At 68.7% G+C, this 25,580-nt stretch carries 28 protein-coding genes; 9 read left to right on the plus strand and 19 right to left on the minus strand.

Translation table 11 applies throughout. The annotated features are described in order from the left end of the window. Positions 1-46: 46 nt before the first annotated feature. The gene (locus tag MOM01_RS13305) at positions 47-613 is read right to left on the minus strand and encodes an ABC transporter ATP-binding protein (protein ID WP_241385907.1); all 567 of its coding nucleotides are present in this window, start codon (positions 611-613) and stop codon (positions 47-49) included. A 19-nt stretch (positions 614-632) separates the two neighbouring features. Further along, a complete protein-coding gene (locus tag MOM01_RS13310; protein ID WP_241385908.1) occupies positions 633-1,046 on the minus strand; it encodes a DUF6412 domain-containing protein in 414 nt (137 codons plus the stop codon). Between the two features lie 68 nt (positions 1,047-1,114). Between MOM01_RS13310 and MOM01_RS13315 the strand changes: the two genes are divergently transcribed. After that, positions 1,115-2,851 carry an NTP transferase domain-containing protein gene (locus tag MOM01_RS13315; protein ID WP_241385909.1) on the plus strand — a complete coding sequence of 579 codons (1,737 nt, stop codon included), beginning with the start codon at positions 1,115-1,117 and terminating at the stop codon, positions 2,849-2,851. A 30-nt stretch (positions 2,852-2,881) separates the two neighbouring features. Here the strand turns inward: MOM01_RS13315 and MOM01_RS13320 are convergent, their stop codons facing one another. The 8 genes from MOM01_RS13320 to MOM01_RS13355 all read right to left on the minus strand — a co-directional run bounded on the left by MOM01_RS13320 (position 2,882) and on the right by MOM01_RS13355 (position 12,646). Then, complete coding sequence (locus MOM01_RS13320; protein ID WP_241385910.1) at positions 2,882-3,607, minus strand: sirohydrochlorin chelatase; 726 nt, start codon at positions 3,605-3,607, stop codon at positions 2,882-2,884. Continuing rightward, complete coding sequence (locus MOM01_RS13325; RefSeq protein ID WP_241385911.1) at positions 3,604-4,743, minus strand: uroporphyrinogen-III synthase; 1,140 nt, start codon at positions 4,741-4,743, stop codon at positions 3,604-3,606. Before MOM01_RS13325 ends, MOM01_RS13320 begins: the two co-directional genes overlap by 4 nt. After that, positions 4,740-5,174: a nitrite reductase small subunit NirD gene (nirD, locus tag MOM01_RS13330; RefSeq protein WP_241385912.1), complete on the minus strand. Its 435-nt coding sequence runs from the start codon at positions 5,172-5,174 to the stop codon at positions 4,740-4,742. The genes MOM01_RS13325 and nirD overlap by 4 nt, the downstream gene beginning before the upstream one ends. An 86-nt stretch (positions 5,175-5,260) precedes the next feature. Then, the gene (nirB, locus tag MOM01_RS13335) at positions 5,261-7,777 is read right to left on the minus strand and encodes a nitrite reductase large subunit NirB (protein WP_241385913.1); all 2,517 of its coding nucleotides are present in this window, start codon (positions 7,775-7,777) and stop codon (positions 5,261-5,263) included. A gap of 29 nt (positions 7,778-7,806) precedes the next feature. Beyond that, entirely contained in the window at positions 7,807-9,261 is a 1,455-nt protein-coding gene (locus MOM01_RS13340; RefSeq protein WP_241385914.1) for an MFS transporter, read from the minus strand. A 143-nt stretch (positions 9,262-9,404) separates the two neighbouring features. Next, positions 9,405-10,259 carry a TIGR02569 family protein gene (locus MOM01_RS13345; RefSeq protein ID WP_241385915.1) on the minus strand — a complete coding sequence of 285 codons (855 nt, stop codon included), beginning with the start codon at positions 10,257-10,259 and terminating at the stop codon, positions 9,405-9,407. A 75-nt stretch (positions 10,260-10,334) separates the two neighbouring features. Beyond that, a complete protein-coding gene (moeZ, locus tag MOM01_RS13350; RefSeq protein ID WP_277609667.1) occupies positions 10,335-11,567 on the minus strand; it encodes an adenylyltransferase/sulfurtransferase MoeZ in 1,233 nt (410 codons plus the stop codon). A 44-nt stretch (positions 11,568-11,611) separates the two neighbouring features. After that, positions 11,612-12,646 carry a DUF3152 domain-containing protein gene (locus tag MOM01_RS13355; RefSeq protein ID WP_374112301.1) on the minus strand — a complete coding sequence of 345 codons (1,035 nt, stop codon included), beginning with the start codon at positions 12,644-12,646 and terminating at the stop codon, positions 11,612-11,614. A gap of 211 nt (positions 12,647-12,857) precedes the next feature. On the opposite strand from MOM01_RS13355, the gene MOM01_RS13360 reads away from it, so the two are divergent. Continuing rightward, entirely contained in the window at positions 12,858-13,517 is a 660-nt protein-coding gene (locus MOM01_RS13360; RefSeq protein ID WP_241385916.1) for a TetR/AcrR family transcriptional regulator, read from the plus strand. Between the two features lie 88 nt (positions 13,518-13,605). Here the strand turns inward: MOM01_RS13360 and MOM01_RS13365 are convergent, their stop codons facing one another. Both MOM01_RS13365 and MOM01_RS13370 read right to left on the minus strand, forming a co-directional pair. Continuing rightward, positions 13,606-13,836 (minus strand): DUF3107 domain-containing protein, encoded by a 231-nt coding sequence (locus tag MOM01_RS13365; RefSeq protein ID WP_241386107.1) that lies wholly within the window; start codon positions 13,834-13,836, stop codon positions 13,606-13,608. A 60-nt stretch (positions 13,837-13,896) separates the two neighbouring features. After that, positions 13,897-14,601, minus strand: coding sequence for a ferritin-like fold-containing protein (locus MOM01_RS13370; protein WP_241385917.1), 705 nt, complete (start codon positions 14,599-14,601; stop codon positions 13,897-13,899). A gap of 205 nt (positions 14,602-14,806) precedes the next feature. On the opposite strand from MOM01_RS13370, the gene MOM01_RS13375 reads away from it, so the two are divergent. Together MOM01_RS13375 and MOM01_RS13380 are read left to right on the plus strand one after the other, a co-directional pair. Then, positions 14,807-16,489, plus strand: a complete 1,683-nt coding sequence (locus MOM01_RS13375; RefSeq protein ID WP_241385918.1) for a DEAD/DEAH box helicase — start codon at positions 14,807-14,809, stop codon at positions 16,487-16,489. Between the two features lie 4 nt (positions 16,490-16,493). After that, on the plus strand, positions 16,494-17,705 hold the full coding sequence (locus MOM01_RS13380; protein WP_241385919.1) for an Rv3212 family protein: 1,212 nt from the start codon (positions 16,494-16,496) through the stop codon (positions 17,703-17,705). 82 nt (positions 17,706-17,787) lie between these two features. On the opposite strand, the gene MOM01_RS13385 is transcribed toward MOM01_RS13380, so the two are convergent. After that, complete coding sequence (locus MOM01_RS13385) at positions 17,788-18,588, minus strand: ParA family protein (protein ID WP_241385920.1); 801 nt, start codon at positions 18,586-18,588, stop codon at positions 17,788-17,790. Between the two features lie 74 nt (positions 18,589-18,662). Here MOM01_RS13385 and MOM01_RS13390 point away from each other — a divergent pair, with 74 nt between their 5' ends. After that, on the plus strand, positions 18,663-19,166 hold the full coding sequence (locus MOM01_RS13390; protein ID WP_241385921.1) for a GNAT family N-acetyltransferase: 504 nt from the start codon (positions 18,663-18,665) through the stop codon (positions 19,164-19,166). A 12-nt stretch (positions 19,167-19,178) separates the two neighbouring features. Here MOM01_RS13390 and MOM01_RS13395 read toward each other — a convergent pair whose 3' ends face one another. After that, the gene (locus MOM01_RS13395) at positions 19,179-19,604 is read right to left on the minus strand and encodes a hypothetical protein (RefSeq protein WP_241385922.1); all 426 of its coding nucleotides are present in this window, start codon (positions 19,602-19,604) and stop codon (positions 19,179-19,181) included. A gap of 47 nt (positions 19,605-19,651) precedes the next feature. Between MOM01_RS13395 and MOM01_RS13400 the strand changes: the two genes are divergently transcribed. Next, positions 19,652-20,602: a diacylglycerol/lipid kinase family protein gene (locus tag MOM01_RS13400; RefSeq protein WP_241385923.1), complete on the plus strand. Its 951-nt coding sequence runs from the start codon at positions 19,652-19,654 to the stop codon at positions 20,600-20,602. Between the two features lie 259 nt (positions 20,603-20,861). Further along, complete coding sequence (locus MOM01_RS13405; RefSeq protein WP_006550236.1) at positions 20,862-21,116, plus strand: WhiB family transcriptional regulator; 255 nt, start codon at positions 20,862-20,864, stop codon at positions 21,114-21,116. Positions 21,117-21,205: 89 nt separating this feature from the next. Here MOM01_RS13405 and MOM01_RS13410 read toward each other — a convergent pair whose 3' ends face one another. Together MOM01_RS13410 and MOM01_RS13415 are read right to left on the minus strand one after the other, a co-directional pair. Further along, on the minus strand, positions 21,206-22,681 hold the full coding sequence (locus MOM01_RS13410) for a sensor histidine kinase (protein WP_241385924.1): 1,476 nt from the start codon (positions 22,679-22,681) through the stop codon (positions 21,206-21,208). Between the two features lie 34 nt (positions 22,682-22,715). Beyond that, on the minus strand, positions 22,716-22,931 hold the full coding sequence (locus tag MOM01_RS13415) for a biotin/lipoyl-binding carrier protein (protein ID WP_241385925.1): 216 nt from the start codon (positions 22,929-22,931) through the stop codon (positions 22,716-22,718). Between the two features lie 94 nt (positions 22,932-23,025). On the opposite strand from MOM01_RS13415, the gene MOM01_RS23435 reads away from it, so the two are divergent. Next, positions 23,026-23,100 (plus strand): 50S ribosomal protein bL37, encoded by a 75-nt coding sequence (locus tag MOM01_RS23435; protein ID WP_022597109.1) that lies wholly within the window; start codon positions 23,026-23,028, stop codon positions 23,098-23,100. 75 nt (positions 23,101-23,175) lie between these two features. Here MOM01_RS23435 and rsrA read toward each other — a convergent pair whose 3' ends face one another. Both rsrA and MOM01_RS13425 read right to left on the minus strand, forming a co-directional pair. Then, positions 23,176-23,454 (minus strand): mycothiol system anti-sigma-R factor, encoded by a 279-nt coding sequence (gene rsrA, locus MOM01_RS13420; protein ID WP_241385926.1) that lies wholly within the window; start codon positions 23,452-23,454, stop codon positions 23,176-23,178. Then, positions 23,451-24,095, minus strand: coding sequence for a sigma-70 family RNA polymerase sigma factor (locus MOM01_RS13425; protein ID WP_374112307.1), 645 nt, complete (start codon positions 24,093-24,095; stop codon positions 23,451-23,453). The genes rsrA and MOM01_RS13425 overlap by 4 nt, the downstream gene beginning before the upstream one ends. 205 nt (positions 24,096-24,300) lie before the next feature. Between MOM01_RS13425 and ybaK the strand changes: the two genes are divergently transcribed. Then, on the plus strand, positions 24,301-24,798 hold the full coding sequence (ybaK, locus tag MOM01_RS13430; protein ID WP_241385928.1) for a Cys-tRNA(Pro) deacylase: 498 nt from the start codon (positions 24,301-24,303) through the stop codon (positions 24,796-24,798). A gap of 6 nt (positions 24,799-24,804) precedes the next feature. Here ybaK and MOM01_RS13435 read toward each other — a convergent pair whose 3' ends face one another. Continuing rightward, positions 24,805-25,551, minus strand: coding sequence for an SOS response-associated peptidase (locus MOM01_RS13435; protein ID WP_241385929.1), 747 nt, complete (start codon positions 25,549-25,551; stop codon positions 24,805-24,807). Positions 25,552-25,580 lie beyond the last annotated feature (29 nt).

Genomic DNA, 25,580 nt, shown 5'->3' on the forward strand with positions numbered 1-25,580 from the left:
CGGCGACGGAGTGCACGCACCTCCCGTCCTCCGGGAACGGCCGCGGTCAGCACCATGTGTCCGACTCCACGATCAGGTCGGCCACCGCATCCACCAGTTCGGCGTCGTGGGAAACCATGAGCACCGTCCCACCCGCCCGTTTCTCGTCGGCGAGCATGGTGGCCAGCCAGTGGCGACCCGCGTGGTCGAGGTGTTGTTCGGGTTCGTCGAGGACGAGCAGCCTGCGGGGCCGCACCAGAGCGGAGGCCAGGCCGAGACGACGGCGCTGCCCGCTCGAGAAGGTCGCGGGAAGGCGATCCGCCGCCGATGCGAGATCGACCTCGGCCAGCGCCCGGCTCGCCGCCTCGAAGGGGCGGGCCACGCCGTGACCGGTGGCGACGAGTTGCAGATGCTCGTGTGCCGTGAGATGGGCGAAGGTGGCGACATCACCGAGCACGGCGGCGATCCGGCTCCGCAGGCTCGCGGAGGTCTCGTCCACCGGCGTTCCGTCGATCTCGACGGAACCTTCGTCGAGCCGGTCGGAACCGACGACACATCTCAACAGGGTCGACTTGCCGGTGCCGTTGGCGCCGACCACGGCGCAGCATCGGCCCGCAGCGAGATCGAAACTCACTGCCCGGAAAACGGTCAGATCACCGAACGATCGGTGGGCATTGCGGACGGACACGGCGGGTGTGCCGTGTCGGCTGGAACAGGACATGAACGTTCTCCCGGGGTCCTCGTCGGGCAGCGATCGGGGTGCGAGGACGGGAACCGGGGGCTCGTGGACGCGGCCGGCCGGCGGTGTCGGGATGGGAGTGGCGGCGGAATCCGCCGCGCAGACGTCGTTCTTCGGAGGTCGGACCACGGATACCGCGGCCGGATGCGAGCAGCAGGTCGTCGGCGTCCGCGACCGACACGAACACTGCGAGGACCAGCACCAGCAGGCCTGCGAGCAACCCGGCGGTCTCACCCGCGGACACCGCCGTCACGGGCAGGGCGGCGGTCACGAACCAGGACAGCACGACGACGAGAACCGCTGCGCCGTTCCGCCATCCGAAGAACACACGGGCAGTCTATCCCGGAGGTATGGGGGAACCGGGTCGTGAACGACGGGATGAGGCAGCATGAAGGCATGAGCACGCTGACCCACGTCGAAGCGGTGATCGTCGCAGGAGGTCGTGCGACCCGCATGGGCGGAGTCGACAAGCCCACGCTGACGGTCGGTGGCCGCAGGATGCTGGACATCGCGATCGCCGCGGTCGACGGCTGTGCTCGGATCACGGTGGTCGGCCCGCACCGTGACGATCTCGATCCTCACATCCTGCAGATCCAGGAGGCCCCGGCCGGTGCAGGACCGGTCGCCGCACTGGCGGCCGCCGATCCGGTCGCGGATCTCGTGGTCACTCTCGCTGCCGACCTGCCGTTCATCACTCCGCGGACCGTCACCGCGCTGTTGGATGCCCTGAACGAGGACGCGAAGGCCGAGGCGGCCTTCGCGGTGGACGACGCCGGCCGTGTGCAATTCCTGCTCGCCGCGTGGCGGGCTCCGGCGCTGGCCGAGCGACTGGCGAGTCTCGGGGACGATGTGACGAACCGGCCCATGAAGACGCTGCTGCCCGCACGGTACGTCGCGGTCCCGGTCCCCGAGTCCGGTGACTGCGACACTCCGGCCGAACTGCACACGGTGCGCACCGAGCACACCGTCACCGGCATCGCCGCCGATCCGGACCGGGCGCGGACGATGATCCGGGAATCGTTGCTGCCATTGCCTTCCCGAACCGTTCCCCTGGCCGCTTCGCGGCGGGCGACCCTGTCAGCGCCACTCGTCACCGCGGAGGCCCTGCCACGCGTCCCGACGTCCGCCATGGACGGATACGCCGTCGCCGGTGACGGTCCGTGGCTGCTCCGGGACGAGATCCGTTACGCGGGCGACGGATCGTCGCTCTCGCTGCGCGACGGTGAGGCCGCCCGGATCGCGACCGGCGCCCATCTGCCCACCGGGGCCACCGCCGTCGTGCGGGACGAATTCGTCCGCGTGGAGGACGGCGTCGTCACCCGCCTTCCCGCTGCGCCCGTGCGCGACGACGCGCGCCGGCGCGGTGAGGACTGGGACACCGGAACGATCCTCGCCGTCCCCGGGACCGCCGTCACACCCGCCGTACTGTCGGCGGCTACGAGTGGCGAGATCACGCAGGTACAGGTGCGGGGCCCGCTCCGGGTCCACATCGCACTCACCGGCGACGAGATCCGGCGCACGGGCCCACTTCGTGAGGGGCAGACGCGCGACTCGCTCGGCCCGGTCCTTCCCGACTTCGTGCGCTGGTGCGGTGCCGACGTGGCAGGCGAGGGACATCTCCGCGACACCGCGGACGGGTTCGACGCACTGATCTCGGGTACCGACGCCGACGCGATCGTCATCGTCGGCGCGACGGGCGGCGGGGCCGCCGATCAACTACGCGGTGCACTCGCACGGGCAGGGGCTCACGTCGTCGTCGACCGGGTCCGCTGCAAACCGGGCGGCTCGCAGGTCGCGGCTGTCCTGCCCGACGGCCGGGCCGTACTGGGCCTTCCCGGCAATCCGGTTGCGGCGGTGGCGACCTTGCTGGTGATGCTGCCCGCGGTGGTCGAGGGACGCACGGGCCGGACGCCGGCCCCGGCGGTCACCGCTCCTCTGGCGAACGCCTCCGAGGTGGCCGGGGACATCACACGTCTCCTTCCTGCCCGTCAGGACAGGAACGGACGATGGTTGTGCGACAACGCTGTTCGCACTGCCCACCTCGCCGGTCTCATCGGCCGCGCCGCGATCGCGGTGGTCCCGCCGGGAGCCTCGGACGGCGACCTCGTCGAACTCGTGACGCTCCCGCGCTGACGACCGGACCCGGTCGGGGCGCCTCGGATATCAGCGGCGGCTCGTCGCGATCCGTATCGCACGATCCGGGCGGTTCACCGCAGAGCGGTACCGCCGGACCACGAGATCCACCACGGCGTCGGACACACCGATCGGAGCGGCCACACCGTCGGCCCCCGCCTCGGCCAGCCTCCGGTGGAAAAGCCCGTCCGCGAGGAGGTACGACGCGACGAACACCCGTCGCGCGCCCCCGGCGCGCACCTCGTCGACGACGGTGGCGACCCGCGGTTCGCCGGTCGCGATCCACCCCACCCGCACGGGGGCGTGCACGAACGCCGCGACCATCCGGGCCGCGAGGAGGACGTCGCGACGGGCGCGGGGATCGGACGAACCTGCCGCCGCGAGGACGATCGCATCTCCCGTCTCCCAACCGGCCTGCCGCAGCCGGTGCACGAGCACGTGCGCGAGGACGGGATCCGGGCCGAGTGCGCGCGTGACGGTGACAGCATCGTTCCCGCCCGCTGCGACCTCGCGCGGAATGTCGGTGTGTACGTGGTAGCCGGAGGCGAGGAAGGCGGGGACGAGCACACTCGGGCCGCGGGTGTCCCGGAGCACCTCGGACGGCGACGGTCCGAGTACGTCGACGAATGCCACTCGGGTGGGACCGATCCGGGCGGACACGGCGTCGGCGAGCGAGGCGATCATGTCCACACCGCGCGGATTGCGGGTGCCGTGGGCGACGAGCAGCGGCGCCGGGTCGGTGCGCAGGCCGGTCACGAGGGCACCCCGTCGAGGTTCACGGCGAGGCGGTAACCCCGCTTGACCACGGTCTGCACGATCGACGGCGCACCGAGTGCCGAACGCATCCGTGCCACAGCGGTTTCGACGGCGTGCGTGTCGTCACCGCCGCCCGGCAGCGCGGCGAGCAGTTCCTCGCGGGAGACGACCCGGCCGGCCCGCGCGACGAGCGTGCGCATCAGCGCCATTCCTGCGGGCGGGAGGCACCTCACCGTGTCGTCGACGATCACACAACGTCCGCGTGGGCTGAGCACGTGGCCACCTGCTTCGATGCGGACGGCCCGCCGGGGCAGTTCCTCCGCGATGTGCCGGGCGAGCGAACCGAGGCGGGCGCGGGCCGGCAGGGTGACCGGGACGTCGAGTTCGGCGAAGGGGGCCGCGGTGACCGGACCGACGCACACTGCGGTGACGCCGGTACGCAACGCGCGCAGCATCGGTTCGAGGAGCCCGATCTCCTTGGCACGCATGAGCATCGAGGCGACGGCCGGGGCGCTGGTGAAGCTCACGGCGTCGAGTCCACGGTCGACGATCTGTTCGATCATCCGGTCGAGTGCCGTCGGATCCTCCGGCGGTGTCCACCGGTAGACGGGTACGGGCACGACATCGGCGCCGGCAACGCGCAGCGCCTCGCACATGTCGGTTCCGGGTTCCCATTCGGTGCGCTCACCGTGCAGTTGCACGGCGATCCGGAGGCCTTCGACGCCTTCGTCCAGGAGGAGTTCGAGCACTTCGGCGGACGATTCGGACGAGGGTGACCACTCCTCCCGGAGTTCGGCGGCCCGGATCGCTCCGGTGACCTTCGGTCCCCGGGCCAGGATCCGGCTCGTGCCGATCGCCCGAGCGAGTTCGTCTGCGAGTCCCCACCCCTCGGCTGCGCCGATCCACCCGCGGAAGCCGATCGCGGTGGTGGCGATCGTGATGTCCGGGGGCCGGGCGACGATGCAGCGTGTCACCCGCTCGAGTTCGTCGTCGTCGGACAGCGGGATGATGCGGATGGCGGGAGCGTGCACGACTTCGGCACCGCGCCTGGCGAGGAGCGTGGCGAACTCGTCTGCCCGCCGCGCCGCCGTCACACCGATGGTGAATCCTCGCAACGGCGCGCTGTCTTCGTTCACGAATCCTCTCCGGTCGCGCCGTCGTGCCGGCGGTCCCCAGGGACGAGGCTGTGGATCTGGACGACACCGGCCCACACGCGCACGTCGTAGACGGGCAGCCGCACCGACGGATCGTCGAGGCAACGCCCGTCCTCCAGGGAGAACACCTGCTTGAGCAGTGGGGACGCCACGGTCGGTTCTCCGGCGCGGTCGCCGACGATTCCCCGCGACATCACCGCGGCGCGTCCGAACGGGTCGAAGTTGCCCACCGCGCGCAGCGTTCCGTCGTCGAGCAGGAACAGGGCCGCCTGTTCGCCGCCGCGCAGCAACACCGCAACTCCACGGCCCGGGATGAGATGGCTGAGCGGACACGCCGAGGTCCATTCCAGGCGCCCGTCGAACACACTGTCGCGCGCCGATCCCTGTACGGTCTGCGTCTCGATGACGGTCATCGCTGTCCTCCTTGAAACTGCTGTCCTGAAGTCTGGGTGTCCGGTGTTTCCAGCGCGTTACCCGCTCGTTCCCTCGGAGTAAGCGGTCATGCCCCGCTTCCGGGACCGATGCCCGGCATCCCCACGAGGACGGGAACCTTCCGGGGGCCGCTGTCGTCGAACCGGACCGTGGGATCGGGCTGCTCCGGGGCGTTGACGAACGAGACGAACCGCGCGAGCTTCTCGGGATCCTCGAGCACACCCGCCCATTCGTCCTTGTATCCTCCGACGTGCTTGGCCATGGCCGCCTCGAGTTCGTCGGCGATCCCGAGCGCGTCGTTGCAGACGACCTCCTTCAGGTGTTCGAGACCACCTTCGAGGGAGTCGAGCCACGGGGCGGTACGTTGCAGCCGATCCGCCGTGCGCACGTAGAACATCAGGAACCGGTCGATGTAGCGCACCAGGGTCTCGTCGTCGAGACCCCCGGCGAGCAACTGGGCGTGCTTGGGCGACTGACCGCCGTTACCGCAGACGTACAGATTCCAGCCGTTCTCCGTCGCGATGACGCCCACATCCTTGCCGCGCGCCTCCGCGCACTCCCGTGCACAGCCGGAGACACCCATCTTCAGCTTGTGCGGCGACCGCAACCCGCGGTAGCGCAGCTCGAGGGCGACGGCCATTGCCACCGAGTCCTGGACACCGTACCGGCACCAGGTGGATCCGACGCAGCTCTTGACGGTGCGTAGCGACTTGCCGTACGCCTGGCCGGATTCCATCCCGGCGTCGACGAGCCGCTTCCAGATCTGCGGGAGCTGTTCGACGCGCGCGCCGAACAGGTCGATGCGCTGGCCGCCGGTCATCTTCACGTAGAGACCGAAATCGCGTGCGACCTCACCGATCACGATGAGCTGTTCAGGGGTGCACTCACCACCGGGCATACGCGGTACGACCGAATAGGTGCCGTTCTTCTGGATGTTGGCGAGGAAGTGGTCGTTCGTATCCTGCAGGCCCGCTTGCTGCCGGTGCAGGATGTGGTCGGAATCGGTGGAGGCGAGGATCGAGGCGACCACCGGTTTGCAGATGTCGCAACCGCGTCCGCTGCCGTACTGCGAGATGAGCGCGGAGAACGTGCGGATGCCGGTCGCCTGGACGATCTGGAAGAGCTCCGCGCGGGACTGTTCGAAATGCTCGCACAGCGCCTTGGAGATCTGCACCCCCGACTGCGCGAGCAGTTGCTTCACGCTCGGAAGGCAGCCGCCGCAGGTGGTGCCGGCTCCGGTGCAGGACTTGATCTGCGCGATGTCGCAGGCACCCTCGGCGATCGCCCCGCAGATCGCACCCTTGGTCACACCGTTGCACGAGCAGACCTCGGCGTCGTCGGGAAGTGAACCCGCACCGGGCTTCTCACCCGCCGGAGAGATGAGCGAGGCCGGATCGCCCGGGAGTTCACGACCGACGAGCGGACGCAGGGTGCCGTATGCCGAGGCGTCCCCGACGAGGATGCCGCCCAGCAGGATCTTCGCGTCGTCGGAGACGACGAGCTTGGCGTAGGTGCCCTTCGCAGCGTCGGACAGCACGACTTCCAGAGCACCCGCGGTCCTGGCGTGTGCGTCTCCGAAGCTCGCGACGTCCACTCCGAGCAGTTTGAGCTTGGTCGACAGGTCCGCGCCCGGGAATTCGGCGGTACCACCCACGAGCCGGTCGGCGACCACTTCGGCGGTGCTGTAGCCGGGAGCGACGAGCCCGTAACAGGTGCCCTCGACCGCGGCGCACTCACCGATCGCGTAGACGGCCTCGTCGGTGATGCTGCGGCATCCGCGGTCGGTGAGTACACCTCCGCGCGCACCGAGATCGAGTTCCGCTGCGCGGGCGAGTTCGTCGCGGGGGCGGACACCGGCAGAGAAGATCACGAGCCCGGCGTCGAGGACGCTTCCGTCCGACAGTGCCACCTGCAGGCCGTCCGGCCCGGATTCGATCTTCTCGGTGGCCACCCCGGTGTGGGTGACGAGGCCGAGATCGGTGACGAGCCGGTCCAGGACACGGCCACCGCCCTCGTCGACCTGGGCCGGCATGAGCCGGTCGTTGTACTCGACGACGTGCGGGGTCACGCCCAGCAGGCGCAGCGCGTTGGCCGCTTCGAGGCCGAGCAGACCACCCCCGATGACCACGCCGGCACGTCCGCTGCTCTTCGCCCGGTCTGCCGCGGCCCGGATGCCGTCGAGATCGTCGAGGGTGCGGTAGACGAAACAGCCCGGCAGATCGTGCCCGGGCACGGGCGGCACGAACGGATAGGAGCCGGTCGCGAGGACGAGCGCGTCGTAGGGCAGAACGTCGCCGTCCTCGGTGGTCACGGTACGCGCCGAGCGGTCGATTCCCGCGGCACGGACGCCTACCCTGAGATCGACCAGATCGTCTGCGGCGTAGTCGTTTCCGGCGAGGGCGAGCTCCTTGCGATCCCAGGACCCGATGTACGACGACAGACCGACACGATCGTAGGCTGCGTCGGCCTCCTCTCCGAGGACCGTCACCGACCAGGTCGCCTGTTCGTCACGGGCCCGCAGGGCCTCGACGAAGCGGTGCGCGACCATTCCGTGTCCGACGACGACGACGTTCTTGCGGCTCATGACTTCTCCTTCTTCGTGCCGGTGACCGGTCAGACCGCGACGCGGGCCGGAGCGGGGACCTCGGTGGCCGGATCGCTCGGGGAGGCCGAACGGGGGTGCCGGAGGAAGACGAACCAGGTCACCGCGATACACACGAGGTAGAAGATCGCGAAGACCCAGAAGGCCATCGTCGCGGACTGGGCCTGACCTCCGTAGGAGGCGCGGAAGACCAGATTGATTCCGACGCCGCCGAGGCCACCGATGGCACCGGCGAATCCGATGAGAGCCCCCGACATGCTGCGCGACCAAGCGGCCTTCTCGTCACGGTCGAGGCCGTCGAGGCTCTGCGCACGTGCCTCGAAGATCGACGGGATCATCTTGTAGACCGAGCCGTTGCCCAGTCCCGAGAGCAGGAACAGGGCGATGAAACCGAGCACCATCGCGGCGAACACGCCACCGGAGGCAGCACCTGCGGTGGCGTCGTCGAGCGTTCCGGCGACGATGAGCACCGCTGCGGCCAGAGCCATCGCGACGAAGGTGTAGAGGGTGATCCGGCCCCCGCCGATGCGGTCGGCGAGTTTCCCGCCGAGCGGGCGGGAGATGGATCCGAGCAGGGGGCCGATGAAGGCGATCTGTGCGGCGTGCAGTGCGGCCTGAGCAGGGGTGTCCCCGCCGGCGAGGAAGTTGATCTGCAGAACCTGGCCGAAGGCGAAGCTGAAGCCGATGAACGAACCGAAGGTGCCGATGTAGAGGAAGGAGATGATCCACGAGTCGCGGAACTTCAGGGCCGTCCCCATCGCCCGCAGGTCGGCCTTCTGGTCACCGAGGTTGTCCATGAACAGTGCGGCACCGAGAGCCGCCACGGCGCACAGGACGAGATAGACCGCACACACGATCCAGGGTTCGGTGTTGCCGACCGTTGCGATCACCAGCAGGCCGATCAACTGGATGGCCGGTACCCCGATGTTCCCGCCACCGGCATTGAGGCCGAGAGCCCAGCCCTTCAGCCGCTGCGGGTAGAAGGCGTTGATGTTGGTCATCGACGAGGCGAAGTTGCCGCCGCCGACCCCGGCAAGCGCCGCGACCAGCATGAAGGTCGTGTAGGAGTGACCGGGATCGAGCATCAGGTAGAGCGCCCCGAGGGTGGGGATCAGCAGCACGAGGGCGCTGAAGATCGTCCAGTTGCGGCCACCGAAACGGGCTGTGGCGAGGGTGTAGGGGATGCGCAGGATCGCCCCGACGAGCGTGGGCACCGCGACCAGGAAGAACTTGCCCGCCGCATCGATGCCGTACACCTCGGTGGGCATGAACAGCACCATGACCGACCAGACCGACCAGACGGAGAAGCCGACGTGTTCGGCGATCACCGACCAGATCAGGTTGCGCTTGGCGACCTGCTTGCCCCCGGCCTCCCACGCGTCGACATCTTCGGCGTCCCACCGTTCGATGTAGTGCTTACGCGCGATTTTGTCTCGGAGACTTTCTTTTTCGACCAAGGTCGTCATCGCCGCTCCTCCTCGGGATCTGTGATGATCCCAAGTTAGGAAACGGGTGTTGCCACGGTGCTGCCCGCGGTGACCGGCGCGTCAAGAGTTGCTCACCCCGGGCCGGCGCCCGATGTGAGGCCCCGTCTTGTGGGGGCCACCGCCTACAGCAGGAAGCGCACCAGATCGGCGGTGTGCGCCAGACCCGGGAAGGCGTCCTCCGTCGACCGGGGGTGCAGTGCGTGCACGGCCAGACGGAAGATCACCGCCCGCAGGAGCATCTGCGGCCACTCCGGCAGGTCCTCCCACCGGCCGATCAGTCCCTCGTCGGCACCTCCCCACGAGAGCGCGTCGACCACTGCGACGGCCGCCGCCCATGAAGCGGGACGCCAGTAGGGGGTGATGTCGGTCAGTCCCGGGGCCGCGCGCCCGGCGAACAGGACCGTTCCGAACAGGTCGCCGTGGACGAGCTGGTCGGGCAGATGTACCGGCTTGCGGAAGGTCGCGAGCTGGTTGATCAGGTCGAGGCTCTTGCGACCGTCGGGGGTCGTGGCCTCGGGCGCACCCGCCGCCCGGGCGCTGCGCAGCGGTACGGTCTCCCAGGCCGCGCGATCGGCGGCGACGAAGACGTCGACGTCCTCCCAGGGCGCGACCGGTGGTTGCATGAGGAAACGAGGACGTTCGAGCTGCGCCGTCGCCGTGTGCAAGCGCAGCGACAGCGACACCACCTCGTCGTGCCGGGGCTCGGAAGTACCCACGATGTAGGTGTCGGCACGCCAGCCGGAGACGACGTAGCGACCGTCGGTGGACCGCACCGGACGTGCCAGCCGTACCCCGTCGACGGTGAGGGTCTCCCTCACCTTGGCGGACCACGCCGCGCGGGCATGATCGGCGACTCGGGACAACACGACGTCCCCACACCGGAAACCTCCGTCCCAGTCGGGCCCGAGCGGGACCGGTTCGACATCGCGGAGACCGAACGTGGAGCACACGTGCTGAGGCGGTTCGAGTGAGCTCACGGGGCTCAACCTACCGCCGGAAACCGCTCGCAACCGGAAGGCACTCCGCTGTTTCAGGTCACAACGAGGTCTCCTTCAGTACACGGGCAGCGACGTGTCCACCTGCTGCGCCCAGGCGATCACGCCGCCGTGCAGGTGTGTCGCGTCCGAGAATCCCGCACGTACGAGCACGTCGAGGGCCTCGGCCGAACGGACCCCCGTCTTGCAGTACAGCACCATCGGAGTGTTCTGCGGCAGCTCGGCGAGAGCGGCGCCCGAGACGATCCGGCCCTTCGGCACGAGGCGGGCACCGTCGATACGCACGATGTCCCACTCGACGGGTTCGCGGACGTCGATCAACGCGACCTCACGCCCCTCGTCGAGCATCCGGCGCAGCTCGGTGGGGGTGATCGCCGACCGTGTCGACGCGGCGGCCTCCGGGACGACGCCGCAGAAGGCCTCGTAGTCGACGAGTTCGGTGACGGGCAGCCGTCCCGGATCGCGGCGCAGGGTCACGGTACGGAACGACATCGCGAGCGCGTCGTAGATCATGAGGCGTCCGAGCAGCGGCTCACCGATCCCGGTGATCAGTTTGATCGCCTCGGTGGCCATGACCGTCCCGATCGTGCCGGGCAGGACCCCGAGGACTCCGCCCTCGGCGCAGGACGGAACCATGCCCGGCGGCGGCGCCTCGGGATAGAGATCGCGGTAGTTCAGACCGCGCCCGTACGGGGCCTCCTCCCAGAACACCGACACCTGGCCTTCGAAACGGAAGATCGATCCCCAGACGTAGGGTTTGCCGGCGAGGACCGCGGCGTCGTTCACGAGATAGCGGGTCGCGAAGTTGTCGGTGCCGTCGAGGATCAGGTCGTACTGCTCGAAGAGCGGGACCGCGTTGTCCCGATCCAACCGGATCTCGTGCAGCCGGACATCCACTCCGTCGTTGATCGCCAGGATGCTGTCCCGGGCGCTCTCCCCCTTCGGCCGGCCGACGTCGGAACGTCCGTGGACGACCTGCCGCTGCAGGTTGGACGTCTCGACCCGGTCGAACTCGACGATGCCGATCGTTCCCACGCCCGCCGCGGCGAGATACAGCAGCGCCGGCGAGCCCAGTCCCCCGGCGCCGATGCACAGCACCCGCGCGTTCTTCAGGCGTCGCTGGCCGAGCACTCCGACGTTCGGGATGATCAGGTGGCGGCTGTATCGCGCGACCTCGTCGCGACCGAGTTCCGCGCCGGGTTCCACCAGGGGCGGAAGGGGACGGTGCTCCGGCGGTGTGGTTGCGGTCACGGGATCTCCTGTCGCGGTGCATCTCGAGTCACCGCCCATTGTCCCATTCCCGTCGTTTCCGGTCCGGGAGCACGTCCCGGAGGTCACGCTCGCGGATAGGGCCACGGATTGAAGCGGCAGCGCAGTCCGTCGGCCGGCACGGGGCCGTCCGGATCGAGGCGGGCGATGTCGTCGTTGGCGGTACCGAAGGACTGCTGCATCATGATCGGCGCGAGACCCCCGTCGGTCGTGCAGGCGTCGTGCCGGGCCAGACCGATCGCGTGTCCCACTTCGTGGTTGACGAGGTACTGCCGGTAGGAACCGATGTCTCCCTCGAAGGCGACGGCTCCCCGCACCCACCGTGCCTCGTTGAGGAACACCCGCCCCTTCGACGGGTTGAAACACGACCCTTCGAGGGGGATGTCGTAGCCGCATCCTTCGCGAACGGTCATCTGCGAGGTGAGGGAGATCCGGAAGTCCGGCTGCCCGGTGTCGATGCGACGGAAGGCGAGAGCGGGGTCTCCGATCCAGCTCCGCGGGTCGGCGAGGACCCGGTCCACCATCGTCGCGAACGCCGTGTCACCGCCGTAGCCGGTGGTGTCGATCCCCTCCTCCAGCTCCACCGTGTAGGTGAACACGCGGCTCTGCCCCGCGCCCACCTGCTCGGTGGTTCCGGGCAGTACCCGCCATTCGCGGCCACCCACCTCCGTGAACGGACCGCCTTCGGGCAGCGCGCCCGATTCGAGTGTCTCCGGAGAAGTGCTGTCGGGTTGCGGTGCCTCGACGAGGAACTCGGTGTCACCGCCCGTGGCGGTCGTCTCCTCCGAGCCCTCGGTGACTCCTGCGGTCCGGACCGCGTCCCACAGCACGATCACGGTGACCAGGGCGAGGACCGGTACGGCGTAGGCGCGCCAACCGTAGGCGGCCACGAACCTGCCCAGACGGGACTGCTTGCGGACGTTCCGTTCGGGTCGCGGCCTGCGGGGCGGCCGGGCCGGCCCTCCCACCGGATCCCACACCGCCCGCAGGGGCTGATGCGACCGGCGTCCTGCCGAATCGGTCTGTCCGGTATTTCTCCGCGGCTGCGACGACGCCGACGGTACGGGGGAAGAACCTTGCGGACCCCTGCTCTCGCGCATTCCTCCTCGCTCGATCACGGATGCCAGAATGTCATATCGAGACCGTTTCGATATCCGGGTCGCCGAACGGAGCGCCCCTGTCTGTGCCACGAAACGAATACCGCTCGGTAGGGCGGTCCGTTCGACGAGCGGGTTCACCTGTAACCTGCAGAGACGAGGAGCGCCGAGGTGGCACACGCCACTCTCGGGGTAGTGCAGATTGGGAGTAAGCATGACCGACGTCACCGAACGAGCCTCCGGCCGGGGCAATTCGAACGCCAAACGGGGCGCCCGGATGCCACGTGACGAACGTCGCGCCCAGTTGCTCGAGGCCGCCAGCGAGGTATTCGTCACACGCGGCTACCACTCCGCCGGGATGGACGAGATCGCCGAGTGCGCCGGCGTCAGCAAGCCGGTGTTGTACCAGCACTTCCCCGGCAAGCTCGAGCTCTACTGCGCCGTGCTCCAGAACTATGTGGACACCCTCATCAACGGTGTGCGCCAGGCACTGCGGTCCACCACCGACAACCGGCAGCGCGTGCGCGCGGCGGTGCAGGCCTTCTTCGATTTCGTCGACAACGACAGCCAGGGCTTCCGGCTGGTGTTCGAGTCGGATCTGATGGGGGAACCGCAGGTCTCCCGGCGCGTCGAGCAGGCCACCGAGGCGTGCGTCGATGCCGTCTTCGACCTCGTCAGCCACGATTCCGGTCTCGACCCCTATCGCGCTCGCATCCTGGCGGTCGGTCTGGTGGGAACGAGCCAGTTCACGGCCCGCTACTGGCTCGACGCCGCGCGCCCGATCCCCAAGGAGGACGCCGTCGACACGACGGTCGCTCTGGCCTGGGGAGGCCTCAAGCACGTGCCGCTCCAGCCCGAGCTCCGCCGACGCTGACAGGCAGGCACAGCGCGCCGAGCGCAGGCACACACGGACGGCGAACGGGCCGGGGCGAAACGCCCCGGCCCGTTCTCGTCTGTCCGTCTCAGCTGGCGGCGAAGCCGACCTTGCCCAGGGAGGCAGGACCGATGTCGACGTAACTGATCTTGGCGGCCTGCACGAGGACCTTGCGGCCCTTCTCGTCGACCAGTGCGAGCACTCCGTCGTCGGCGCCGTTCAGCGCGTCCCTCACGAGCTTTTCCACCTCGTCGGGCGCCTGGTCGCTGACGACGACAACTTCGCGCGGGCTGTCCGCGACGCCGATCTTGACCTCCACGGTGGACCTCCGAATCTCATGCTGCATGAAAACCGAGCGTGTACTGCTGTCAACGCAAGGCTAGTGCAGTCCGAGCACTGCCATCCGTTCGGCGTGCTCGACCTGCATGCGATCGAACAGTGCCGCGATGTTCGTCAGGTCGCCGGACGCGAGAATGACCAGCTCGGCGAGTTCCTCGTTCTGCGCGAGGACGTACTGCGCCTGCGTGATGGCCTCGCCGAGCAGACGGCGTCCCCACAGCATCAGCCGGTCCTTCTGCAGCGGACTCCGCTCGACCACCTGCCGGACCTCCTGCACCACGAACTCCGAGTGGCCGGTCTCGGCGAGCACTTCCCGCACCACCGCGGAGACCTCGGGGTCGAGCATGTCGGCGATCTCACAGTAGAAGTCCGCTGCGATGCCGTCGCCGACATACGCCTTGACGAGCACCTCGAGCCAGGTCGACGGCGTGGTCGACGCGTGGTACGCGTCGAGGGCCTTCCGGTAGGGCTCCATCGCCGTGTAGATCTCGACGCCGCGATCGGTGAGCGCGGCGTGCAACGTCTCGAAGTGGCTCATCTCGGCCGCCGCCATGCTGGCGAGCGCGACCCGCCCCCGCAGCGACGGGGAGAACCGGGCATCCTCGGAGAGGCGGTAGAAGGCGGAGATCTCGCCGTACGCGAGCACGGCGAACAACTCGGCGACGCCGGGATGATCGGCGGGGACTGCGGGTCCGTCCGGCGTCGTGCCGGACTCTGATGTGGACGGCGGCAATTCGGCTCCCATGACGAGGAAGCGTAGTACCACCTCGTGGAATGCACCGGACCGGTACAATGGTTCGAGGAGCCCGCGCTTCGAGCCGCCGACAGTGGCCCGCGAGCTCCCGAGATATGTGCGCGCACCCGAATTGCGGACCGTTGCCGCGCTTCGCCGAGCCTGGTCGTCGACCGCTCGCGCTGAGATGCAGGCCGGTCGCCTTTCTCCCTCGAGCGTGCGTGCCGAGACCAGGAAGGCCGGACCCCTGAGCAAGATCACCATCGACCACGAAGACGACGCGAGCGAGACGACCGTCTCCGCAACTCTCGATTCCACTTACGTCTCCCCCACCTTCGCCGAACTCGGCGTGCGCGACGAGATCGTCCGCGCCCTGTCCGAGGTGGGAATCGAACGCACTTTCGCAATCCAGGAGCTGACACTCCCCCTCGCCCTCGCGGGCGACGACCTCATCGGCCAGGCCCGCACGGGCATGGGCAAGACGTTCGGCTTCGGCGTCCCGCTCCTGCATCGCATCGCCACCGAGGGGTCGGGTACCACCACTCTCGACGGCACTCCGCGGGCGCTGGTCATCGTCCCCACCCGCGAGCTGTGCGTGCAGGTCACGCACGACCTCGAGAACGCGTCGAAATACCTGCCCGGAAGCGGCAAGAAGAACCTCGAGGTCCTCGCCATCTACGGCGGCCGGCCCTACGAGCAGCAGATCGATCAGCTGAAGAAGGGTGTCGACGTCGTCGTCGGAACCCCGGGACGCCTGCTCGACCTCGCGAACCAGGGACATCTGATCCTCGGCAAGATCGGCGTGCTCGTGATGGACGAGGCCGACGAGATGCTCGACCTCGGCTTCCTGCCCGACATCGAACGCATCCTCACCATGGTCCCCGAGCGTCGCCAGACGATGCTGTTCTCGGCCACCATGCCCGGCCCGATCATCACTCTGGCGCGGACGTTTCTGAACCGCCCAACGCACATCCGTGCCGAGGAGGCCGAATCGTCGGCCGTCCACGAGCGCACCCAGCAGCACGTCTACCGCGCGCACGCGCTCGACAAGGCCGAACTCGTCGCCCGCGTGCTGCAGGCCGAGGGCCGGGGCGCGACCATGATCTTCACCCGCACCAAGCGCACCGCGCAGAAGGTCGCGGACGATCTCGTCGAGCGTGGCTTCGCCTGTGGAGCAGTGCACGGCGACCTGGGCCAGATCGCCCGGGAGAAGGCACTCGACCGGTTCCGCAACGGCAAGATCGATGTGCTCGTCGCCACCGACGTCGCCGCCCGCGGTATCGACATCGACGACGTGACGCACGTCATCAACTACCAGTGCCCCGAGGACGAGAAGACCTACGTGCACCGCATCGGCCGCACCGGTCGCGCGGGCCGCACCGGTATCGCGATCACCCTCGTGGACTGGGACGACGTGCCGCGCTGGCAGCTCATCGACAAAGCGCTCGATCTCGGTATGCCGGATCCCGTCGAGACCTACTCGAGCTCCCCGCACCTGTTCGAAGAGCTGAGCATCCCCACCGATGCCACGGGCCGCGTCCGCAAGGCCGCACCCGCTCCCGCCGAGGACGGCGAGAAGCCCGAACGTCCGGCACGTGAAGCCGGGTCGCGGCCGAAGCGCAACCGGGTGCGCCGCCGTACCGTGCGTGGCAGGACGGTGGACGCCTCCGCGACCGACACGTCCGCCACCGAGGGTTCCGCGACCGACGGTAAGCCGGCTTCCGAGACGGCCGCCGCGCAGTCGGAGTCCCCGGACCGGAGCGAGAAGACCGAAGGATCCGCTCCGGCGCGTCGTCGTCGGCGCCGCCGCCGCAACGGGTCGAGCGACGGCACGGCCGCGCACACGGATCAGTCCGACACGTCGAACGTGGAAACGGTCTCGACGTCACCTGCCCGGTAGCTACGTGCTCGCGCCCGAGCGACGCACCCGCACCGACCTTCTCGTCGCAGCCGCACTCGTCGTCACCGCTCTGGTGGCGGCGAGTGTCGTCTGGCTGCAGTCGGATGCCCGGGGCACCACGTCGACCACCTGGGACGGGCCCGTCCCACCCCCGGCGGCCCCGCAGTCGCTGCCACGCAGCCTCGCCGAGATATGGCGTGCTCCGAGCACCGCGACGACCGCACCCGTCACGGCCGGGGGCACGATCGCGACTGCCGACGGCGGTTCGGTGATCGGCCGGGACCCGTATTCGGGTGACGAGCGGTGGCGATACGAACGGGACCGCGAGTTGTGTACGGCCACCGAGGCGTGGGGCGACGTGATCTCCGTCTACCACGACCCGCGAGGATGCGGACAGATCACCGCGCTCGACGCCTCCACCGGCGCGCGCGGTGCCCAGCGCACCGGGGACATCGACGACCCCGTCCGGCTCGTCGACACCGGTTCCCATCTCATCGCGCTCGGTTCCACCCGGCTCGAGATGTGGCGTTCCGATCTCGTACGCACCGTCGAGTACGGACGGGTCGGCGCTCCCGTGAACCCGAACGCCCAGCCCCGGTCCGGATGCGAGCTGCTCTCGGCGGATTCCGGAGCCGAGGTACTCGCGGTGCTCGAGCAGTGCGCGAACGAGCCGTCCAACCGGCTCACCCTTCTCGATCCCACACCCGAGGACAGCCAGAAACCCGTGGAATACGCCTCCTCGGTGCTGCCCGACGCCGGGCGCGGGACCGACTCGCGCATCGTCGCGGTGGTCGGCGACCACACTGCCGTCTACCTGCCGCCGGGTGGCGCCGCCGGTCCGCGCATCGAGGTGTTCGACGGCGACGGCACCCTCGTCGACACTCATCCCCTGCCGCGACCCGCAGGAGCAGCGCAGGCCCCTGCCGTCGAACGCGGCGGAGTACTGGTGTGGTGGACGGGACGGGACACCGTCGCGCTGTCCACCACCGACTTCGCTCCCCGCTGGACTCTCGAGGGCACTCTCGGCAACGGTGACGTCATGGCCGGTTCCCTGTTGCTCCCCGTCGAGGACGCCCTGGTGGGGGTCGACGCGGCGACCGGCGTACCCGGAGTGCGCATTGCCGTCGAGCGGGGCGAGGTCGAGTCGGTGAACGTCTCGGTGACCGGGGACGTCGTCGTCGAGCAGCGCGGCGACGCACTCGTGGCGCTGCGTTGACGGGCGCTCCCAGCGCTGCGTTGACGGGCGCTCCCAGCGCCGTGTCGACGGGCGAGTCCGGCAGAGGAGAAGGCGTACCGGTTCAGTCGGTGAGGGTGGTGTCCAGGACCTCGAGTCCGGCTTCGCCGGACCAGTACCGGAGGAGATTCCCGGCGAGCGTGCGGTAGGCCTCCGCCCCCTTGTTCCGGCGCCCGGCCAGCACTGTCGCCCCCGAGGCGGACGCTTCGGCGAAACGGACGGTCCGGGGAACGGGCGGAGCCAGCACCGGCAGGTCGTATCGGTCGGAGACATCCGCGAGCACGTCGCGGCTGTGCGTGGTCCGCGAGTCGTACAGGGTCGGCAACGCGCCGAGCAGCTCGAGATCCGGGTTCGTGATCTGCTTGACCTCGTTCACCGTCCGCAACAGTTGCCCCACCCCTCGGTGCGCGAGGGTCTCGCACTGCAGGGGCACCAGCACGGAGCGTGCCGCGGTCAGTCCGTTGAGGGTGAGGACCCCGAGCGAGGGCGGACAGTCGACGATGACGACGTCGTAATCGTCCTCGACGGTCGCGAGCGCCCGCTTCAGGGTGTACTCGCGCCCGGGCCTCATGAGGAGCATCGCTTCGGCGCCCGCGAGGTCGATGGTCGCCGGGAGCAACGACATCCCTTCCGCCGTGTCGAGCAGCACGTCCTTCGTCTCGACGTTCCCCACGAGCACGTCGTGCACGGACTGGTCGAGCTTGTCCGGATTGTGTCCGAGCGAGAAGGTCAGACATCCCTGGGGGTCGAGGTCGACGACGAGCACCCGCCGGCCGAGGGCCGACAACGCCGCGCCCAACGACGCGACGGTGGTCGTCTTGGCGACGCCACCCTTCTGATTTGCCACCGCAAGTACCGTTGCCACGGATCAGATCCTCGCGTACTCGACCGCCGAGTGCGAGACAAACCGCAATACGAGCCAGCAGGAGGAAGTCCGTCGTGATCCGCAGAGCCACACCGGAGGACGTCGAGGCCGTCACCGGCCTGATCTACGACCTCGCCGAATACGAGAAGGCCCGGCACGAGTGCACCGTGGTGCCCGAGCAGATCCACGACGCCCTCTTCGGGCCGGACCCCTCGGTCTACGCGCACGTCGCGGAGGACCGCACCGAGGCCGAGGCTCCGGGGAAGGTCGTCGGTGTCGCGCTGTGGTTCCGGAACTTCTCCACCTGGGACGGTGTGCACGGCATCTATCTCGAGGACCTGTTCGTCCGGCCGGAACATCGCGGGAAGGGATACGGCCGTGCCCTGCTGGCGGCGCTGGCCGAGGAATGCGTGGAGCGTGGGTACACCCGCCTCAGTTGGTCCGTGCTGGACTGGAACGAACCGTCGATCGGGTTCTACCGCGCGCTCGGTGCCGTGCCCCAGGACGAGTGGACGACCTTCCGGCTCAGCGGTTCGGCGCTGCGTGCCCTCGGCAGCGGGAGCGCGGCCGCCGGCTGACGACCCGGCGGTTCACTCCTCCGGACTGTCGGGCGCGTACTCGTGCGCCAGCCACCTCGTCGTGGGCGGGCTGAACAACAGGACGAGGGTCGGTACGACCACGAGCGCCAGCAACGTGCCCGGGACGGGCTGATGGGAATCGGTCAGCAACGACCACACCACGGGCAGCAACAGCAATTGCGCCAGCACCGCGACGGAACGTCCCCACCGCACGCCGCGCACGAGGGCGATCCCGGCGGCCAGAACGCCACCGAACAGGATCATCAGCCACAGTGCGAGGCCGTAACCGTTGCTCACCGTCTGATCGTGCTCGCCCGACAGTGCCCGGATCACCGAGTAGACCGCGAACGCCATCGCCACGACACCCTCGAGGACGACGAGCCAACCGGCGGCACGCACGGTCGTCGGGACACTGCTGCGAGGTGTTTCGAGAGGCACCCGTCCAGCGTAGTGGACCCGCGGGGCAGCACTTAGGCTGATGTTCCGTGCGCGCCCTGCTGATCGTGAACCCGAATGCGACGACGACCACTCCTGCCGGTCGCGACCGCCTCGCTCACGCCCTGAGAGGGCGGCTCGCGCTGACCGTCGCGCACACGACCCACCGGGGGCACGCCGCCGAACTCGCGCGGTCGGCGCACGCCGACGGGATGGATGTGATCGTCGCGCACGGCGGCGACGGCACCGTCAACGAGATCGTCAACGGCCTGCTCGGACCGTCTCCGGACCGCTCGGCCGACCCCACGCTCCCGCGCCTTGCGGTGGTTCCCGGCGGTTCGGCCAATGTGTTCGCACGATCATTGGGGCTGTCCGCCGATCCCCTCGAAGCCACACAGCAGGTACTCGAGTCGCTGCAGGACGGAACGATCGCACGCATCGGACTCGGCCACTGCGACGGACGGTGGTTCACCTTCAATGCCGGTCTCGGCCTCGACGCCCAGGTGTGCGAGGCGATCGACCTCGCCCGCGCCGACGGGAAGAAGGTCACCACGGCGCGCTACGTACGACATGCGATCGGCCGGTTCTTCGCTTCCAAACGCGAGCAACCGGCTCTCACGCTCGAGATACCCGGTCTCGAGCCGATCACGGGTGTGCACTACGCGTTCGTGTCGAACTCGAGTCCGTGGACCTATCTCGAAGCCCGGCCCGTGCACACGAATCCCGGCACCTCCTTCGAGACCGGGCTCGGCGTCTTCGCGATGACGACGACCCGGGTGTTCCCCAGCCTCCGCGTGGTGCGGCAGCTCCTCGCCGCGCACGGCGACCCGGCCTCCCCGCATCTCGTCCGCGCGGACGACATCTCCCGAGTGGTCGCTCGATCGTCGCGGCCCATCGGTCTCCAGGTGGACGGTGACTATCTCGGGCTCCGCAGCGAGGTCGAGTTCGTGTCGGTACCCTCGATTCTCGATGTCGTCATACCTCGCGCCGGAGCCGTATAGCCTTCTCGGACCCGAAAGAGAAGCACGAATTCTGTGATTACGGTGACGTTCTCGCGGGAATCGGTGTACAAAGAGGGATTGGCGAACTCGTAGCTCACTCAATCGTGAGCTTCCCCACGATCGTGGTCGATTCTATTGACTCCACGCGCGTTCGTGAAAGCATTCACAAGTAACCGCGCGGAAATACTCCGCGCCGCACGCGTGAACACGCAATGACCAATCAGCCGGTGCACACGCACCATCGAAGGAGAGTAGAAGCATGGACTGGCGCCACAAGGCCATCTGCCGCGACGAGGATCCGGAACTGTTCTTCCCCGTGGGGAACAGCGGCCCGGCTCTCGCGCAGATCGCGGATGCCAAGCTCGTGTGCAACCGTTGCCCTGTCACCGCCGAATGCCTGTCCTGGGCACTCGAATCCGGCCAGGACGCCGGCGTCTGGGGCGGCATGAGCGAAGACGAGCGTCGCGCCCTCAAGCGCCGCAACGCACGCACCCGGGCCCGCACGGCGGTCTGAGCACTCCGAAACGTTCGAAGGCCCGGTCCCCCGCGGGGGGCCGGGCCTTCGAACGTTCGGGCACCGCAGCGGAGGCCGCGGCACCTCGGTCAGGGCACCTGGACCTTCCCCAGCGGCAACTGCAGCCGCGCGTCGGTTCCGCCGCTCTCGTTGGCCGCGAGTTCCAACGTCCCGCCGAGTTCGGCGGCGACGAGCGTCCGGACGATCTGCAACCCCAGGCGGTTGGACGATTCGAGACTGAACCCCTCGGGCAGTCCCTTCCCCTCGTCCCGCACCACGACATCGAGCATGCGCGCCGAACGCTGGGCGTTGACCGTGACGGTGCCGTTCACTCCGGGCTCGAAGGCGTGCTCGACGGCGTTCTGGACGAGCTCGGTCAGGACCATCACCAGCGGCGTCGCACGGTCGGCGGGAAACACCCCGAGATCACCCTCCCGGCGCACCCGGATCTGGCTGCCCACCGTGGACACGTCCACCACGATCGGGATCAGCTGATCGAAGACACCGTCGAGATCGACCTCCTCGTCCACGGACATCGACAGCGCCTCGTGCACCAGGGCGATGGAGGTGACACGGCGCACCGCTTCACCGAGGGCCTGCTGGGCCTCCGTGTTCCCGGTCCGCCGGGCCTGCAGTCGCAGCAGCGCCGCGACCGTCTGCAGGTTGTTCTTGACCCGATGATGGATCTCCCGGATGGTCGCGTCCTTGCTGAGCAGCGCACGGTCGCGCCGCTTGACCTCCGTGACGTCGCGCACGATCACCGCGGCACCCTCGATCCGCCCGCCCGGATTCAGGACCAGGGCCCGGATCAGGACCGTCGCGCCGCGTGCCTCGACCTCCATCCGCTGTCCGAGACGTCCCTCGACGGCGCCGCGCAGGTAGTCGGTGACGTCGCGGCTCTCGAACGGATCGGTGACCAGCGCGCGGGTCGTCTCCACGAGATCCTGCCCGATCAGATCGGAATTGAGACCCATGCGGTGGTAGGCCGACAGCGCGTTGGGGCTGGCGTAGACGACCCGGCCCTGACGATCGAGGCGGATGAAACCGTCCCCTGCCCGCGGGCTCGACTTGGTGTCCGAGCGCGTTTCGGGCGTGGGGAAGGTGCCCTCGTTGATCATGCGGTAGAGATCGTCGGCACATTCGAGGTAGGCGGTTTCCAGAGCGCTCGCCGACCGGCGTGACACCCGCGCCGCGTCGCGGCTGAGCACTCCGACGACCCGGCCGCCCCAGCGGACCGGCACGGCCTGACGGGTGTTGATCCCGCCGCCGGCGGACGACTTGACCTCGACGATCTCCCCGGTCTCGAAAGCCTTTCGCACGTAAGGATGTTCGTCGTCGGAGACGACCGTGCCGACAGCGTCCTCGGGGATGACGGTCGACGCGGTGGTGGGGCGGCACTGGGCGACACACACGATTCCGGACGGGGCGGCATCGACCCACAGGAGGACATCGGCGAACGAGAGATCGGCGAGCAACTGCCACTCGCCCACGACACGCTGGAGATGATCGACGGCTGCGCCCGGAAGATCCGTGTACGTCGCGAGCAACGAACTGAGTGTGGACACGGGAACCACTTTCCTGCTCAGAAGAGATCCGTCGTCAGGAGATCACGGCGATGAGATCGCCCTGCTGGATGACGTCGCCGACCTCGACACCGACCGATGTGACGGTGCCCGCGGACTCGGCGAGGACGGGGATCTCCATCTTCATGGACTCGAGGATCACCAGTGTGTCCCCTTCGGTCACCACGTCACCCTCTCGCACCACGACCTCGAACACGGTCGATACCATCTCGGCGCGTACGTCTTCCGCCATCGAACACCTCTTTCACGCTCCGGCGGTGGACCTGCCGACAGGACCACTCGACCGCACGTGAAACACTGTAATGAAAGAGAAAGGAGATCCCACCATGGGTAAGCGAGGTCGCAAGAAGCGCAGCCGCAAGGGCAATGCCGCCAACCACGGCAAGCGTCCCAACGCTTGAGTTGCAGACGGGGCCGGAAAGTAGCAGCTTTCCGGCCCCGGTCCGTTCCGGGCCACGCCCGGGACGATCCTCGTGTCAGTCGGTGCTGTCGATCTCCGTGACCACGACGGTCCGGCGGATCTGCAGCAGCAGCCGTTCCCGCAGTCCCTCCGGTGCGTGTTCGCCTCCGCACTTGCGTCCGAGCAGCGACTTGATCTTCTCTTCGATGCCGTAGGCCTCGAGACACGTACCGCACTCGTCGAGGTGCCGTTGCAGCTTGGCCCGGGAGCCCGCGTCGCACTCGGAATCGAGCAGCAGGTAGACGTCCGCGATCACTGCCGAGCAGTCGAGTCGATCGACATCCGGTTCGCTCACTGCTCTGCTCCCTTTCCGCTCTCGGTCGAATCCGATGTTCCGGTCGCGGCGTCGACCGCCGCGCCCCGGGCGAAACCCCGCTCGCGCGCGACATCGGCCAGCAGGCCGCGCAACTGCTTGCGCCCCCGGTGCAGTCGCGACATCACCGTGCCGATGGGCGTCCCCATGATCTCCGCGATCTCCTTGTAGGGGAACCCTTCGACATCGGCGTAGTAGACGGCCATGCGGAACTCCTCGGGGAGCTCCTGCAGGGCGGCCTTGATGTCGTCGTCCGGCAGCGCGTCGAGCGCCTCGACCTCCGCCGAGCGCAGGCCGGTGGACGAATGCTCGGCATTCGCGGCGAGCTGCCAGTCGGTGATCTCGTCGGTCGGATACTGCGCAGGCTGACGTTGCCGTTTGCGATACGAGTTGATGTACGTGTTGGTGAGGATCCGGTACATCCACGCCTTGAGGTTGGTGCCCTCCCGGAACGATCGGAACGCGGAGAACGCCTTGATGTACGTCTCCTGTACGAGATCCTCGGCGTCGGAGGGGTTGCGGGTCATCCGCAGCGCAGCTCCGTAGAGCTGGTCGAGCAACGGAAGCGCATCCCGCTCGAACCGCTCGGTCAGTTCTTCGACAGACTCCTCGACCACACCGATCCCTTCATCGACGTCCGTCGAGAAGGCTACCGGTAGGGAGGCGTCCCGATCGCGGGGACGCCGGACCGAGTCCGGTCGAGGCGGGCTCAGCACTGCCACGAATTCTCCGATCGTCGGGTGCGGGCGACCTGTGGAGCCACCCGCCGGAATTCAACGCCGCACCCGTGGTACTTGTTCCCGGCACCGGGTTGCCTAGAGTGATCCGATGGCTTCGACGTCCACTCCCGCGACCGTTCTGCTCCGGCGCGAGAAGGTCGCGCATCGGGTGCACGAATACGAGCACGACCCCAGAGCCGCCTCCTTCGGTGCCGAGGCGGTGGAGGAACTCGGGGCGCGTCTCGGTGTCCTGCCCGACCAGATCTTCAAGACGCTCGTCGTCTCGCTGACGGACGGCTCTCTCGCGGTCGCGGTGATCCCGGTGCCGGCGACCCTGTCCCTCAAGGCCGTGGCGGGTGCGCTGGGGGGCGGCAAGGCCACGATGGCGGAGCGCGCCGCTGCCGAGCGGGCGACCGGATACGTTCTCGGCGGCATCTCTCCGCTCGGACAGCGCAAGCATCTGCGCACCGTCGTCGACGCGTCCGCCGAGCGGTGGGATCGCATGCTGTGCAGCGCGGGACGGCGCGGACTCGAGATCGACCTGGATCCCCGCGACTTGATCCGGCTCACCGATGCCGTCGTCGCGCCCATCACGGCCGGACGCTGAGCGGCCCTACAGCAGCGCCAGCTGGTCGCCCGCACCGTCGTCGGGCACGAGCAGCTCGGGACCGTTGTTGCGGATGCTGTTGACCTTCGGGGAAACGCGGCGGATCTCGACGGCCGCGACCGCCTCGGCGCTCGGCACGATCAGATCGGGATGACCGAGACTGTCGGGGTCGAGCCAGGCGTCCCATCGGTCGGCCGGAAGGATGAGCGGCATCCGTTCGTGCACGTTGCCGAGTTGTTCGACCGACTGCGCGGTGAGGATCGTGGTACTCGACAGCGGCGCCGCCTGCGGGTCACGGGGATCTCGCCACACCGCCCACAGTCCGGCCATGCAGATGCGCGCCCCGTCGGCCCGGGACATGAAGTACGGCACCTTGCGGGTCCTGCCGTCCGGCGCGGGCTCGACCTGCCATTCGTACCAGCCGTCCATCGGCACGAGGCATCGCCGGTAGCGCAGCGACTGCGCGAAGCTCGGTTTGGTCGCCACCGATTCGGAGCGCGCATTGATCAACGGCGCGCTCCGACCGACTTCCTCGGCGAACGGTGGGACGAGACCCCAGCGCATACGGCGGATGCGGCGCCGGGCAGGCCCGTCGGGATCGTCCCGGTCGTGTCGTGCGACCACGGTGAGCACCTCGGTCGTCGGCGCGACGTTGTAGTCGGGCCCGACACCCTCGTCGCCGGTCTCGTCGAGCGCGTCGAGTTCGACGGCGAGGGTCGCCGGGTCGGCCGTGGAGACATACCTTCCGCACATGCCGCCAGTGTGCACCGCCCGGACCACAG

It is taken from the genome of Rhodococcus sp. CH91 (assembly GCF_022554085.1).
In the GTDB taxonomy this organism is placed as follows: domain Bacteria; phylum Actinomycetota; class Actinomycetes; order Mycobacteriales; family Mycobacteriaceae; genus Rhodococcus.

What these genes read in the sequence shown, in the direction of transcription:
- nirB (WP_241385913.1), bottom strand. Translation starts at nt 7,777, where the DNA reads ATGAGCCGCAAGAACGTCGTCGTCGTCGGACACGGAATGGTCGCGCAC.
- moeZ (WP_277609667.1), bottom strand. Translation starts at nt 11,567, where the DNA reads ATGGGCGGTGACTCGAGATGCACCGCGACAGGAGATCCCGTGACCGCA.
- nirD (WP_241385912.1), bottom strand. Translation starts at nt 5,174, where the DNA reads ATGACCGTCATCGAGACGCAGACCGTACAGGGATCGGCGCGCGACAGT.
- MOM01_RS13405 (WP_006550236.1), top strand. Translation starts at nt 20,862, where the DNA reads ATGGACTGGCGCCACAAGGCCATCTGCCGCGACGAGGATCCGGAACTG.
- ybaK (WP_241385928.1), top strand. Translation starts at nt 24,301, where the DNA reads ATGGCTTCGACGTCCACTCCCGCGACCGTTCTGCTCCGGCGCGAGAAG.
- MOM01_RS13435 (WP_241385929.1), bottom strand. Translation starts at nt 25,551, where the DNA reads ATGTGCGGAAGGTATGTCTCCACGGCCGACCCGGCGACCCTCGCCGTC.
- MOM01_RS13315 (WP_241385909.1), top strand. Translation starts at nt 1,115, where the DNA reads ATGAGCACGCTGACCCACGTCGAAGCGGTGATCGTCGCAGGAGGTCGT.
- MOM01_RS13355 (WP_374112301.1), bottom strand. Translation starts at nt 12,646, where the DNA reads ATGCGCGAGAGCAGGGGTCCGCAAGGTTCTTCCCCCGTACCGTCGGCG.
- MOM01_RS13415 (WP_241385925.1), bottom strand. Translation starts at nt 22,931, where the DNA reads ATGGCGGAAGACGTACGCGCCGAGATGGTATCGACCGTGTTCGAGGTC.
- MOM01_RS13370 (WP_241385917.1), bottom strand. Translation starts at nt 14,601, where the DNA reads ATGGGAGCCGAATTGCCGCCGTCCACATCAGAGTCCGGCACGACGCCG.
- MOM01_RS13360 (WP_241385916.1), top strand. Translation starts at nt 12,858, where the DNA reads ATGACCGACGTCACCGAACGAGCCTCCGGCCGGGGCAATTCGAACGCC.
- MOM01_RS13340 (WP_241385914.1), bottom strand. Translation starts at nt 9,261, where the DNA reads ATGACGACCTTGGTCGAAAAAGAAAGTCTCCGAGACAAAATCGCGCGT.